Origin of the sequence: Peribacillus frigoritolerans (assembly GCF_030676415.1) — a bacterium.
In the GTDB taxonomy this organism is placed as follows: domain Bacteria; phylum Bacillota; class Bacilli; order Bacillales; family DSM-1321; genus Peribacillus; species Peribacillus frigoritolerans_A.
Window position 1 is genome coordinate 43,474 of record NZ_JAUUTW010000007.1, and the last position, 12,994, is coordinate 56,467.

The following is a 12,994-nucleotide window of genomic DNA, read 5'->3' on the forward strand; positions in this document are numbered from 1 at the left end:
CCCCGTGCAAATGTATTTTGATACTATTATTCGAAGAAATTTCTTAATCGATACTAAGTAAACATATCCATGGATTTATCAAACCAACTAAAAAGAAGCAAGTAACGAACTACTTGCTTCCTGAGATGTCACTTATAATTGAAGTTTAAAAGGAAGTTGTTTCCTGATACAGAATAAACGGCAAGGTGTAAGAACATACTATCACAAACGAACTGTCGGGAGTTTTTAAGGGAGAAATAGTCATGTCAGAATCTGTTGAAATCATCTTTCGAACCTTTACCTCTTTTATTTTATTATGGGTATTTGTCCATCTCCTCGGTAAACAGACGATTGCCCAGAGGACCTATCACCTCTATATCGCTTCAATTACAATGGGGACAATTGCAGGAAATCTAGCATTCAATATTAAAATTAAATTCCTGTATTTTATCATTGCAATTATTATTATGGGTACCGTCGTTTTTATGCTGAATCTTCTAGCGGTTCGAAATCCGCGCTTCGGGAAATGGATCGCTGGAGAACCTGTTACCTTAATTCAAAAGGGACAAATTCTCGAAGAGTCAATGAAACAAATGGGGTATTCACTGGATTCTCTTAAACAGGCTTTGCGTGGAAAAGATATCTTTAACATAGAAGAAGTAGAATGTGCCATTTTAGAAATAAATGGCTCCCTCTCTGTATAAAAAAAAGAACAATACCAAAATACCACCAAGCAGGATTTACCTTTACTGCCCTCAGCAGGATCTGTTCCAATTGAATTGGTCTATGACGAGAAGATCTTATATGATAATTTATCCAAACACACCTACGATGACGAATGGTTAATGGCTGAACTCAAAAAAAGAAACCTTGTTGTTTTTGATATCTCGTATGCTGTGGTAGGGACAAAAGGAAATTTGTATATTGATTTGATTAAGGATCGATCAAGGGATAATCTTTTGCATTTCAGTGAGTATCATAATCAAGATTAAAAATAAATATCTTAACAATAATCCAACCTATATCGACCCTTCCCTGTCCATTTTATTTCATAAAATTAAACTGGATTAAATGAGTGAAAATACTCCTTTTCATTTTAATATTTCGCATTCGGGTAATTGTATAGTGGAAATAATAAAAAGTGGTTTTTCCAGAAGGAAAAACCACTTTTTTTTGCCTATTATGTTTAACTCTTTTCAATCACGTTTATCAATCCCCTTAAATAATCCGGCAGATCAGGCGGACGTCTGCTTGATACAAGGTTTCCATCTACGACGACGGGCTTATCTATCCAAGTTGCCCCCGCATTTTCCATATCATCTTTAATGCCCGGTGTACTCGTTACAGTCTTCCCATGTAAAATTTTAGCGGAGATCAACACCCAACCAGCGTGACAAATTTGCCCGATGGGTTTTTTATTTTCTTCCATGCTTTGGATAAGTGATATCACTTCAGGAAACCGGCGAATTTTGTCAGGTGCCCATCCGCCCGGTACAAGAATGGCATCATATTCTTCAGCTTTAATACTGCCATAGTCATAATCAGATATAGCTGGTACACCATATTTTCCAATGTATGTTTCATTCGCCTTTTCTCCAGCGAGGTGAACAATCGCTCCTTCTTCTTTTAATCGTAAAATCGGATACCAGAGCTCTAAATCTTCAAAATCATGGTGCACAAGACTGATTATTTTCTTTCCTGCTAATCTCATGAAAATCTCTCCTTCTTTCGTTATTTCCCTTTACCATTCTTTCCTATTACTTCCCTTTTTCCACTGCCTGTACACCTTACATGCATTAACCGATGCATCAATATTTGGTCTAAAAATCAACCTTTACCAAGTACAACCCAGCTGCCTCCGCCATACGGCCCGTTTGGATTCTTTCTTTTGACTCTAAAATACTTGGTATATTTTCAGCATCTATTTCACCCAACCCAACTTCTATCAACGTCCCAACAATCTTTCTAACCATATTATAAAGAAAACCATCACCTCGCACTGTAATTTGGACGAAGCCGGCATTTTCTTCTATATCAATGGAATATATTTCACGCACCATGGATTTTTTCTTAGACTTTGCATTTGAAAAAGCTGTGAAATCATGTTCACCTATAAAATGTTGACATGCTTTTTTCATTTTTGTGATATCCAGCTTTTTCTCTATATGCATACTGTACTTTCGCATGAAAGGATTTGTATATTGCTCGTTCCAGATCTTATACAAATAGGTTTTATCCTTAGCATTATAACGAGCATGAAAACGTTCAGGAACTAGCCTAACCTCGACAATGCTGATATCCCTTGGTAAATATCTATTCAGATAATTCATGATTTCAGCTTCCGTCAGATTTTCACCAATCTTAAAATTGGCGATTTGAGCAAGGGCATGTACACCGGCATCCGTTCTGCTGCATCCGATGATCTCGATTTTTTCCCCTACCATTTCAGTTAATACATTTTCTATTTTTCCTTGAATCGTATCATCACTATTACCGAGTCGTTGCCAGCCTTTATAGCGCCCGCCATCATATTGAATGGTCAATTTATAATTGTTCATTGCTTCCTCCTTATTTTATTACTGTATAGTCATCATCTTGATAAAATACAAGCCCCCATACAACTCCTGCTGTATGAGGGAACAGATGGTCTTTTTCTTAGAAACACATTTAAATTGTTAAGTTATTAATTGGTTTTGTATCATAATGTAATGAGTTTTTATCCCTGACTTCCACAAGTCTACAGTGAACGCAGTAAAAGGAGTTCCATTTTCATGTTTCGTTTAGGAGCACCCCACCGCTTACAAGGACCATGATTGATGTAAAGATCATACATCTTATCTATGCCATTCGATAGTAAATCCCAGTTATCAAAGTGAAATGCACTTCTGCATAGTGTACCAAAGTGGCTAACGTCATGCAACGAACGATTCACCGTCACGCCCAGTTTCCGTACAACTTTGCGCAATACATAAACACACAGGAATAACAAATGGAAATGAAAAAAATAAAAAAGGCTCAAATCCTTGTAATATCAAGGATTTGAGCCTTTGGTAGTTGATGACCTGTGAGGGATTCGAACCCACGACCCCTTCCCTGTCAAGGAAGTGCTCTCCCACTGAGCTAACAAGTCGTATGTAAGTCAAGCTCTTTAGAGCTTGATTTTAAACCTTATTTAGTTGCTGACTTCTTTTCTGGACAAGATTTATTATATAGTGGTATTCAAAATAAAACAAGTAGTTTTGCTAAAAAAGTTTTTGTCGTAAAGTGGTCTTAGAAGTTAATCCTTGAAAGTTGCAAGCTTGTAAGAATCAGTTCAGTTACATCTTTATGAGTTCCCTAAACATCTTCGTAAAACAGCATGAGCCAAATTGAGGACGTATCTTTTCTTTATAGTCAGATACGATTGTTGTCTTTATTTTAGTCATTCCACTGAGAGCTGACACTGAGTAAGGTCATTGTTTTTGAGAACTTGTTCAAGAGAGTTTACTCTTTTTTCACCGTTTTTTTGAACAAAGTCAAAGAAAAAAAGAAGCCAGCAGGATCTGACCCCAAAAATTTCTCAGAATAGAATCCAACTAACCTTTAATGAGGAAATCCTAGGCTCCTACACATAAGTTTTACAAAACTTTAATTAACAAATATATGTCTAGGTGCTCAATCTAAGGATTAAGCAAAGAAAAGCAAAAAAGATCTTTACATGGGAGATGGGAATCTGGCAGCTTGAAAGTTAGTTAAAGGAGCCTCTGCTAAAATTACTCCGTTTGCACCTGCGCTAAATATTACTTGTACCCGATCTCCTGCTTGTAACTGAAGGATTGTAGTAACCGATAGTCCAATAGGACTTGATTTCTCAAAGAAGTCAATATCAGTATCTAAATCATCTCCGTTTACGTTAATTGAAATGGATGCGACATATCCTTCTTTTGAAGAATGAGTAATTTTGCAATAATCACAATTGCAATTATCATTATTGTTTTTTGAGGAATTATCGCTTTTACTTTTGGACGGACAAAATGAGACTTTTGCTGTTATCTCATAAACTCCATCCTCAGTTGGAATAAATGTTGATATATGCGGATTATATTCATTTGCTAAATCAAATTGTTCAGTTTGGTATAAAACTTTTACAGAGGGATTAACCGCTGCTTCGTAAAGTTGTGGTGTGTTCTTATTAGCCCTGAACGCAGATGCTCTCACTAGATTATGTTTCTTAGAGTCACAGTGACAGTCATTATGTTTCTTATGGCACAAATGGCAGTCATCGGTTTTCTTTTGATTACAAATACAGTCATTGTGTTTCTTATGACAACAATGACAATCATCCGGTTTCTTTTGATTACAAATACAGTCATTGTGTTTCTTATGACAACAATGACAATCATCCGGTTTCTTTTGATCACAAATACAGTCATTGTGTTTCTTATGACAACAATGACAATCATCCGGTTTCTTTTGATCGCATTTCTTTTTAAGATATGTGGTGTCTACAAAGGAATTACAATGTGAAATAGGATAACGATTATTAATTATAATCACCTTTTTCTTTTTTTATTTTCGGGTTATTTTATTCATTAAAAGAAAAGATGTTTGTAAAATATGATACAAAAGTGAAAATAAATCTAACTCAAACAGCAAAAATCTATTTGTTTATATACCGTTATTAAGAATTGGTTGTTAACAACAAGGGGTTGAAGTAATAATTAACTTTTTAAATTTTTTCAAACACTAACCAACAGGTAAGCTATTTCATTCTAAAGAAGAACTCAATAAGTGTTCTCTTTTATTTGTTCAAAAATCAACAATGAAAATTAACATATCCAATTTTTTAAAAAATAACTACCCTAATTAGCTCCATCTCGCCTTTGATTTCCCCTTAGATGGTAAACCACCTAGTTCCCCTTATTAGCACCTACCTAGCATGTATTGACCCCCTTGAGACCGTATTTTTTCCGTGAGACGGCTTAGAATCCTTAGAGGTGGACTCAGTGATTCCTCTAGTGTGCTTGCCTTGCTCTATGGGTATTTAGTTAGACCCTTTTCAGTTTCGCTTACCTGACGTAAACAATGTTACCTTGTGTGCTGTACTCGACGTTCAATGTATTTATAAGGCTGGATTTCCAAATGTCGCTAAGCTTCCATTCGTTTACTAAAAAATTTATTCTAAGAGACTAAAAAAAGGAAGGGATTTTTGTGGATGTTAATCGAGGAAACAGATTCTTTCTTCTCCATCTGACAATGAGGTGAGGTATAATGGCACGTCAGCTTGGATTGATGAAGAACCAGCTACTGTGTACTTCTAAGAGGACCATTAGAAGAAAGGTCAGAAGTTGAAGAGCTTAAAGAAGTGACAAAACATCAACCTCCCCTCACAATCCCGAACAAAATGGGATGAATACACGTTGCGGAGTACCCTTATAGATAACTCTTGAGAGTACCCTTGGTCTTGAGTTATTCCTTCTTCCTCAGTCCAGCTCAGGAATCATTAAAAAGCTTTTTGCAACCACTGAGAGTTGTCTCTCTTCATCCCACTAGTTCCTAATCATAAATAAATTTTTTGAAAGAAAATCAAATCAACAAAAAATCACTTTTCTTTTTGAAATCAAAAAGAAAAGTGATTCAGAAGTTTACTATTTGTAAAGTCGTTAAGGCTTGAACTGGGAGTGTCTATACATGACTACTTCTCATCTCGTAAGCTTCATTAACTTGAAATTGTTGGTGTTAAAGAACAAGAGCTTAATGTGGAGTGAAACTCGACCAGCTTTCCCAGTCAATGAAGTGCTCTCCCACTGAGCTGACTAGTCGTATGTAGTGACTAACTAGTAAGATACTTAAAGAACATAATTTGTTAAATGTTTAAAAAAGTTTTAAATTTATCCTCTTTGTTTCCCCTCACCACAAAACCGAACCAACGTTCCCTTTTCACTTGCATATAAAACGTATGTTCGCATATAATGATAGCAAGCAAGTCAGCAAAGGAGTGACAGGGAATGAAATATATACTTCGTAAACATATGGAAGAAAATGCTCCATTGGAGATAATTTATCTCTCCGAACAAGGTAAGATTACGCAGCGGAAAATTCAGGTGCTTGAAATTTATCCAGGCCATATTCACGCATTCTGTTTTCTAAGGCAGACAAAACGGACGTTTAAAGTGGCCAATATCCTTTCTGCCCGCCTCATTAAGGCAAGGTTTGACAGGTCTGGATGAAGATTGTTAATCAAGATTCAACCTATTAACTCTTCTTCTTCCTGGATGTCCTTTTCCTGTTCGGTTAACGATTCTTCTTCATCTCTCAGACGATGAGCTAACCTTGAGGCGGCACTCGCGGCAATGCTTGCAACGATATCATCCAGGAAGGTATGAACGATTCCTTCTTGCTTCTTATCAAGTTCGTGTATGACGCCTATTTTATTTTTATCCAAATGACCAAAGGTCGTAACTGCAATGCTTCCGTAACCGAGTACTGCACCAAAGGCAATCGTTTCATCCACTCCGAATAGCCCTTCATCAGATTCAACCATCGATTGCAGGGGTTCTGATAGCTTTTTTTGCTCTGCCAGTTTATCCAGCTCCACACCGACTAAAATGGCATGTTGAATTTCCCTTTTCAACAGGACACGCTCAACGCTGTGGATGCATTCCTCCAGCTTAAGGTCAGCTTTGTACGGGAACTGCAATTCATAAACGATTTTTGCAATTGCCTCCACACTGACACCACGCTCTAATAATGTTCGTTTAGCCGCCTTTGTTACTTCCCTGCTGTGTACGTGTACATCTGCCATTTTATTCGCCACCTTTTTTGTATTATTTTTCTATATCCTTGTATTATAGCACCTAATAATTTAAATTTTTAGAAAATATAACGAAAATTTTATATTCTAAATTCTTGTCACGGGAAAAAGTCGCTAGGCTATGCTAAAATAATCAAGTAAGTTATTTTCATTATTAATTATCATCGAGGTGCGGAAGAATGAGTTTACGCAAAGGTACAATTAAAGAGTACATGTTTAAAAGCGAAGCTTTAGCAGAAGAATTGGAACTACTTGTTTACTTGCCTGCAAATTTTTCGCCATTGTATAAATATTCGCTTGTGATTGCTCAGGATGGCCGTGATTATTTTCAAATGGGCCGAATTGGTCGGGTAGCAGATGAACTGTTAGGGAACGATGAGATCGAGAATATCATCATTGTCGGCATTCCCTATAAAGACCGCTTTGACCGGAGGCGCAAATATCATCCGGAAGGGGAACAGCACATTGCATACATACGTTTTCTTGCCCATGAACTTGTCCCGTTTTTAGATGATGAATTCCCAACCTATCAAATGGGACATGGTCGAACTTTGATCGGTGACTCTCTTGGCGGTACAGTTTCTTTATTGGCCGCTCTAAAGTATCCGCATACATTCGGGAAATGCATCATGCAGTCGCCACTTGCCAATGAAGCAGTAATGGATGCTGTACGTAATTTTGAGGATCCGCATCTCCTCGAACTTTACCATGTGATCGGGACTGGTGAAACAGATGTTCCGACGACGGATGGCAACAAAGCAAACTTCATAGAACCAAATAGGGAATTGCATAAATTAATAAACCAAAAAGGATTTCCTTGCTTCTATGAAGAATTTGAAGGTAATCATACCTGGAAATACTGGCAGGCAGATTTAAAACGAGCACTATTGGAAATGTTCTAATTTACTTGAAATCATCTCTTTGGGATGGTTTCAAGTAAAAACATGTCCAACTATAATACAACTATAAAAAATATCAGGAGGTTTTATTTATGAAATATGGTGTTGCAATTTTCCCTTCAAAAAAACTACAAGATTTAGCTAACTCCTATCGCAAACGGTATGATACGAAATATGCTTTCATACCACCGCATCTGACGCTAAAACCAACGTTCGAAGCGACGGATATGGAAATTTCAACAATCGCAGAACAATTAAAAGGCATCGCTCAAAAGTGCAGGCCTTTTACCATGAGCGTAACGAAAACGAAGTCTTTCCAACCCGTAAGCAATACTATTTATTTCAAAGTAGAATTATCCGAAGGGCTTCAAGAGCTGCATGATGCACTTAACAATGAGGACTTCATGAAAAGTGAAAGTGAACAAGCATTTGTCCCGCATATTACAATCGCTCAAGATTTATCCGATAATGAGCATTCTGATGTTTTAGGCCAATTAAGCATGCTTGACATCAGCCATGAAGAAGAGGTGAAACGAGTTCACTTGCTGTATCAACTTGAAGACGGGGCATGGACCGTTTATGAAACATTTAGATTAGGAGCTGAATGATTTCGTGTTTGTAAAAATCGCAGAGAACAGCCAAGAGCTTGAAAATGCATATATGATTCGAAAAAAAGTGTTCGTCCAGGAACAAAACGTCCCTCTTGAAGAAGAGATCGATGAATATGAAAAGGAGTCTACACATTTCGTTTTATATGATGAGCAGCATCAGCCAATCGGTGCCGGCCGCTTCAGGGTCATTGACAACATCGGTAAAGTCCAGCGCATTTGTGTACTATCATCGGGCCGGAAGAATGGTGCCGGCGCCATGATCATGAATGCTATTGAGGAATACGCAATCCAGCAGGAAGTGCCTCAATTGAAGCTTGATTCCCAGGTGCACGCTATCCCTTTTTATTCAAAATTAGGGTATGAGATCGTTTCCGACGAATTCATGGATGCTGGCATTCCGCATAAAACGATGAAGAAAACCATTTTATGATATAAAAAAGCTGTCCTTTCAGTCTTCTGATTGGACAGCTTTTTTGTTCGTTCACGGACTTAGATTATCGTTTTATGAAAAAAACCATTTGTGTTCAATGGCAATCTTCTCAAAAATACATAGTCTATATATAGAAAGCAAGAAGGAGGGAAAATTTTATGGGTAACAATGATTTTAACCTGGATGAGTCTCAAAAAAGACTGATGGAACTGCTGGTTTCGAGGACTTTGAGAAAGCATGGTTTCAAAAAGGAAAAGGTCGATCTAACTGAAAAAGAGAGAAACAACCTTAAAGAAACCGTTCGTTATTTACAAGAGCAATCACTAAAAATCATAAACCAAGAAAAGAACATCACGGAACATGATGTTAATCCAGTTACCAATTCCATTCACAACAAATTCACGGATTCCAAAAATAAATGACGCACCATATCACCTAATCACCTTACTTGCTGGCGAGAAATAAGTAAACCGAGACATAGCAGCACTTACATTTCATTCCTAAAGCTCCAGCTTCTTTATTATTCATCCCCCACACACTAATAATTTCTCTAAGTATTTAAAAAATAGACGAATGAACTGATTTATTCGTCCAACCCGATTAACCATCAAAGCATATTTTAATAGGGAATAAAACCTAAGGAGGAAAAAACAACATGAACCAAAATGTATATCGTAGCAATTGTAACACACATGATGACTCTGAAAGGTCATGGTCGGCTCTAGATTCCGCTTCCAGACATCCCCTTTCAGGATTCTGTAACGACGATGACACAAAGATTGACCAAGATGCAAGACAGGATAATAATCAAGTTCAGCTTTCTGAAGAACTTATTTACATTAAAGATTCTTGTAATGTAAATATCACTTCAACGGATGTTAAAGCGGCCCTATCACTACAAGCTGCTCTACAAGCTGCAATTGCGGTCATCGTAAGCATTTCCGTTGCAGATGCTGATAATGCTGAAAAGATCACTCAACAATTAATCCAATCTTCTAATGTTAAACAAATCACGCGCCAAAAAACAATTGTAGAAAACAGCCGTGATATCGACATTACAACAACTGATGCACAAATCGCACTAAACATCCAACTTTTATTGCAACTATTGTTAGCCCTAATCGTGGAAATAGACATTCTTTAAGAAATCAACACAAAAAGGACACTTCACGTGTCCTCTTTTGTTTTTAAAGGAGGAACTAGACAATTTCGTTGATAAACCTTCCTTTTCCTGTCATTCCAGCCGTTAAATCTTCACTGACCCTCATGCCCATTTGATATCTATATGTGCCTGCTCCATATGAACTTACCCGATTATTATCTTGAATTTGATGTAATCCATCAACGCTTCCCCTATCCCTATCCCTATCCCTTTCCAACTCCTGATCAAAACGGATAGGTTGAATGGGTGTCGTTCCTTTAACAATTCTTACTTTCTCTGCAGCTTCGACCGTCCGGTTGGCATATTGAATATAATCAAATGGTATGACAGGTGCTATGCATCTAAATAATTATGTTGTCATTTAATTACCCTTTCTGAACAATATTTAAACATGATTTCCGCATTCTTTTTTCCTAATCTTCTGGTATGATGAGTATTGCCGATATTTTTAATAGATTAGAGGTATCCATTTATATGAATCAAGCAAAATCTGGCAATGAAATCGTACATTTACATACCGTTTCAGCTGGTGAGCTGCAGACACTTTTTGAAAAAGGAAAACGTGATCAGCTTTCTTGTATCATTTGTCATAAACCAGTGAAATTATTTATTGGAATCCATGAGACACCTTATTTTTATCATAGTGACCCATCGCAGGGGCCCTGTGAAATGCCAATTTCAGAACCAATAAATGAGGACAAGCCATTAGAATATATGGAACAGAATGGATTTAGGATTCCTACATCACGAACCATTACGGAAACAAAAATCATTACCGAACCTTTCCTTAAAAGCCGGCCCATAACCGGCAATCCGAAATATTCAGATAAACCATATGGCCTGGCACAATCAGAGGAACCATACTTTCAAGAATTATCCTCATCAGGGGTTGTTCTCGATGCAGAGCAACTCAAGGCCGTAATGACGATCGATGGACCCATTCTCGTCCTTTCAGGAGCAGGCAGCGGGAAAACCCGCGTATTGACGGTACGTACTGCCTACATGCTCACAGTGAAAAAGATTGATCCAAAAAGTATCATGCTGGTAACATTTACGGCGAAATCCGCAAAGGAAATGCAGCAGCGTCTGCTCGGCTATCCCTATATGACTCCTTCACTTGTTTCTCAAATCGTTAGCGGGACTTTTCATAGCATCTTTTATAAAATCCTGATTTTCCATGAACCAGCCAAATGGCAGCGCGATTTCCTATTGAAGTGGGAGTGGGAAAAAGAAAAGGTATTGAAACAGGCTGGCAGGGAGCTGGAACTTGATGATAAGGAATTTGCATATGATCAAGCCCTTCAACAAATTGGACTATGGAAAAACTCATTGGCCTTTCCGGAAGATATCCAACCTAAGGACGAGTGGGAGAAATCCTGTTTATATCTATATAAGAAATATGAAGAATATAAACAGCAAACAGGGAAGTATGATTTCGATGATATGCTTGTAGGCTGTTATGTATTTTTAAAAAACCACCCGGATTTTTTAAAGAAATATCAGCAAAGGTTTAACTATTTTTTGGTAGATGAGTTTCAGGATATTAATAAAGTTCAATATGAATTGATAAAACTCCTTTCTGCTGAATCAAAAAATGTATGTGCGGTTGGAGATGATGATCAATCCATCTATTCATTCCGGGGAAGCGATCCGAAGTATATTTTGAATTTCAATCATGATTTCCCTCGATCCCAAGTGGTGAAGCTGACGGAGAATTACCGCTCTTCCCATGAAATTGTCGCTACAGCGAACCGCTTGATCAAGCGCAACCAGAACCGGATGGAGAAAAAGATGAGGGCACAGCATGATTCAGGTAATCCACCTGTTTTATTTTATCCTTATGATGAGGAATTGGAAGCAACGATGATCGTATCCGATATCCAAGAGAAAATATCAAAGGGGGCAAACCCTGGGGACTTTGCAGTATTGTACAGGACGCACACGATGTCCAGGGCCATTTTTGAACGGCTAGCCGCTTCCAACTTGCCATTCGTCATTGAAAAGGATGCGGATTCGTTTTATCAGCGCAGGGTCATTCGCGGCATGCTTGCCTTTATGCGCTTGAGTTTGTTCCCGCATGACAGCAAGGCAGCATCTGATGTTCTTTCCTCCTTATTCTTAAAGCAAAGTATATTACAGGAATTAAAAGCAATGACAATATTGCAGGATTGTGATTTCATCGATGCATTTGCTTTTGTTAAGACAGGACATGCTTTTCAAGAACGAAAATTAAAAACGATTCCGGGACAGATCCGCTCTTTAAAAAATATGTCTCCACTCGTAGCTTTAGAAATCATCGAGAAAGATTTAGGATACCAGGAATATGTAAAAAAACGCGGAAATGATGCGAACCTGGAAAAAGGGTCCGATGACATCCGTGACTTAAAGGTGGCAGCAAATCGTTTTCCCACCGTCGCCGCTTTCCTTGAACATGTCGATCATATGACTGCGATGGTCCAAGAGATTAAACAGCTATCGAAACATTTTAAGGATGCCATACAGCTTACCACCATACACCGTTCCAAAGGGCTTGAATATCAAACCGTTTATGTCCTTGCTGCTGTCGATGGCAGCATTCCTCATGATTTCGCACTTGAATCTTACCGAAAAGGGGAACTATCCCCTCTTGAAGAGGAAAGACGATTGCTCTATGTAGCGGCAACCAGGGCTAAAAAGGATCTTTACCTTTCCATCCTGCAAACTAGACGCGGACGGACCGCCCATCCATCACGTTTCCTGAAGCTTTGACCAAAAGCTGATGCTATCCATCTTTGGAAATGGAAGGAAAAACAAAATGAGTTTCGGAATGGTCTCATTCCGAATCCCTTTCACGACTTTACCAAGGGAATTATTACCATGATTTTAAAACAAGACTTGGTTATACTCCATGATTTTTTTACTGTTTTATACCCTTACTGGATTGAAGAAATTTGCGACACTCCTGCCGAATAACTGGCAACCGAGACCCTACTAGATGCTTGCTTTGATGCGGCTTGGCAGACAGTCGGCGGAAAGGGAGCGGATTTCTAAAATCCACTACAAATTTTTAAAAATAAAAAAACTGCAGGCAAACTCGCTTTTCTTCGAGTTTGTCTACAGTCTGAAGGCCTGCATGATTGC

At 38.0% G+C, this 12,994-nt stretch carries 13 protein-coding genes, 1 tRNA gene and 1 pseudogene; 9 read left to right on the forward strand and 6 right to left on the reverse strand.

The genetic code is table 11. The features are described from left to right. The first annotated feature begins 242 nt into the window (after nt 1–242). Nucleotides 243–971 (forward strand): annotated as a pseudogene (locus tag Q8G36_RS29020) (DUF421 domain-containing protein). Nucleotides 972–1,165: 194 nt separating this feature from the next. Here Q8G36_RS29020 and Q8G36_RS08910 read toward each other — a convergent pair. The 5 genes from Q8G36_RS08910 to Q8G36_RS08930 all read right to left on the reverse strand — a co-directional run bounded on the left by Q8G36_RS08910 (nt 1,166) and on the right by Q8G36_RS08930 (nt 4,176). Then, nucleotides 1,166–1,690 (reverse strand): type 1 glutamine amidotransferase domain-containing protein, encoded by a 525-nt coding sequence (locus Q8G36_RS08910; RefSeq protein ID WP_305159802.1) that lies wholly within the window; start codon nt 1,688–1,690, stop codon nt 1,166–1,168. Between the two features lie 109 nt (nt 1,691–1,799). Then, entirely contained in the window at nt 1,800–2,537 is a 738-nt protein-coding gene (gene truA / locus Q8G36_RS08915) for a tRNA pseudouridine(38-40) synthase TruA (protein WP_305159801.1), read from the reverse strand. Nucleotides 2,538–2,716: 179 nt separating this feature from the next. Then, nucleotides 2,717–2,944 (reverse strand): hypothetical protein, encoded by a 228-nt coding sequence (locus tag Q8G36_RS08920; RefSeq protein WP_305159800.1) that lies wholly within the window; start codon nt 2,942–2,944, stop codon nt 2,717–2,719. A gap of 93 nt (nt 2,945–3,037) precedes the next feature. Next, a tRNA-Val gene (locus tag Q8G36_RS08925) sits at nt 3,038–3,109 on the reverse strand. A 563-nt stretch (nt 3,110–3,672) separates the two neighbouring features. After that, nucleotides 3,673–4,176, reverse strand: coding sequence for an ABC transporter permease (locus Q8G36_RS08930; protein WP_305159799.1), 504 nt, complete (start codon nt 4,174–4,176; stop codon nt 3,673–3,675). Nucleotides 4,177–4,200: 24 nt separating this feature from the next. Here Q8G36_RS08930 and Q8G36_RS08935 point away from each other — a divergent pair, with 24 nt between their 5' ends. Further along, nucleotides 4,201–4,485 (forward strand): hypothetical protein, encoded by a 285-nt coding sequence (locus tag Q8G36_RS08935; RefSeq protein ID WP_305159798.1) that lies wholly within the window; start codon nt 4,201–4,203, stop codon nt 4,483–4,485. A gap of 1,481 nt (nt 4,486–5,966) precedes the next feature. Beyond that, nucleotides 5,967–6,188, forward strand: a complete 222-nt coding sequence (locus tag Q8G36_RS08940; protein WP_076367067.1) for a hypothetical protein — start codon at nt 5,967–5,969, stop codon at nt 6,186–6,188. 17 nt (nt 6,189–6,205) lie between these two features. Here Q8G36_RS08940 and Q8G36_RS08945 read toward each other — a convergent pair whose 3' ends face one another. Then, a complete protein-coding gene (locus tag Q8G36_RS08945) occupies nt 6,206–6,763 on the reverse strand; it encodes a phosphatidylglycerophosphatase A family protein (RefSeq protein ID WP_305159797.1) in 558 nt (185 codons plus the stop codon). Between the two features lie 188 nt (nt 6,764–6,951). On the opposite strand from Q8G36_RS08945, the gene Q8G36_RS08950 reads away from it, so the two are divergent. From Q8G36_RS08950 to Q8G36_RS08975, 6 genes are all read left to right on the forward strand, one after another. Next, entirely contained in the window at nt 6,952–7,674 is a 723-nt protein-coding gene (locus Q8G36_RS08950; RefSeq protein WP_305159796.1) for an alpha/beta hydrolase, read from the forward strand. Nucleotides 7,675–7,763: 89 nt separating this feature from the next. Further along, entirely contained in the window at nt 7,764–8,279 is a 516-nt protein-coding gene (locus tag Q8G36_RS08955) for a YjcG family protein (protein ID WP_305159795.1), read from the forward strand. Between the two features lie 4 nt (nt 8,280–8,283). Continuing rightward, nucleotides 8,284–8,712, forward strand: coding sequence for a GNAT family N-acetyltransferase (locus Q8G36_RS08960; RefSeq protein WP_141993164.1), 429 nt, complete (start codon nt 8,284–8,286; stop codon nt 8,710–8,712). A gap of 158 nt (nt 8,713–8,870) precedes the next feature. Continuing rightward, entirely contained in the window at nt 8,871–9,134 is a 264-nt protein-coding gene (locus Q8G36_RS08965) for a hypothetical protein (RefSeq protein ID WP_034314453.1), read from the forward strand. A 233-nt stretch (nt 9,135–9,367) separates the two neighbouring features. Continuing rightward, nucleotides 9,368–9,856: a spore coat protein gene (locus Q8G36_RS08970; RefSeq protein ID WP_034314455.1), complete on the forward strand. Its 489-nt coding sequence runs from the start codon at nt 9,368–9,370 to the stop codon at nt 9,854–9,856. Between the two features lie 492 nt (nt 9,857–10,348). Further along, on the forward strand, nt 10,349–12,622 hold the full coding sequence (locus tag Q8G36_RS08975) for an ATP-dependent helicase (protein WP_305159794.1): 2,274 nt from the start codon (nt 10,349–10,351) through the stop codon (nt 12,620–12,622). Nucleotides 12,623–12,994 lie beyond the last annotated feature (372 nt).

Excerpts from the sequence above, each read along its gene's own strand:
- Q8G36_RS08970 (WP_034314455.1), top strand. The coding sequence starts at position 9,368 with ATGAACCAAAATGTATATCGTAGCAATTGTAACACACATGATGACTCT.
- Q8G36_RS08955 (WP_305159795.1), top strand. The coding sequence starts at position 7,764 with ATGAAATATGGTGTTGCAATTTTCCCTTCAAAAAAACTACAAGATTTA.
- Q8G36_RS08950 (WP_305159796.1), top strand. The coding sequence starts at position 6,952 with ATGAGTTTACGCAAAGGTACAATTAAAGAGTACATGTTTAAAAGCGAA.
- Q8G36_RS08940 (WP_076367067.1), top strand. The coding sequence starts at position 5,967 with ATGAAATATATACTTCGTAAACATATGGAAGAAAATGCTCCATTGGAG.
- Q8G36_RS08975 (WP_305159794.1), top strand. The coding sequence starts at position 10,349 with ATGAATCAAGCAAAATCTGGCAATGAAATCGTACATTTACATACCGTT.
- truA (WP_305159801.1), bottom strand. The coding sequence starts at position 2,537 with ATGAACAATTATAAATTGACCATTCAATATGATGGCGGGCGCTATAAA.
- Q8G36_RS08910 (WP_305159802.1), bottom strand. The coding sequence starts at position 1,690 with ATGAGATTAGCAGGAAAGAAAATAATCAGTCTTGTGCACCATGATTTT.
- Q8G36_RS08965 (WP_034314453.1), top strand. The coding sequence starts at position 8,871 with ATGGGTAACAATGATTTTAACCTGGATGAGTCTCAAAAAAGACTGATG.
- Q8G36_RS08945 (WP_305159797.1), bottom strand. The coding sequence starts at position 6,763 with ATGGCAGATGTACACGTACACAGCAGGGAAGTAACAAAGGCGGCTAAA.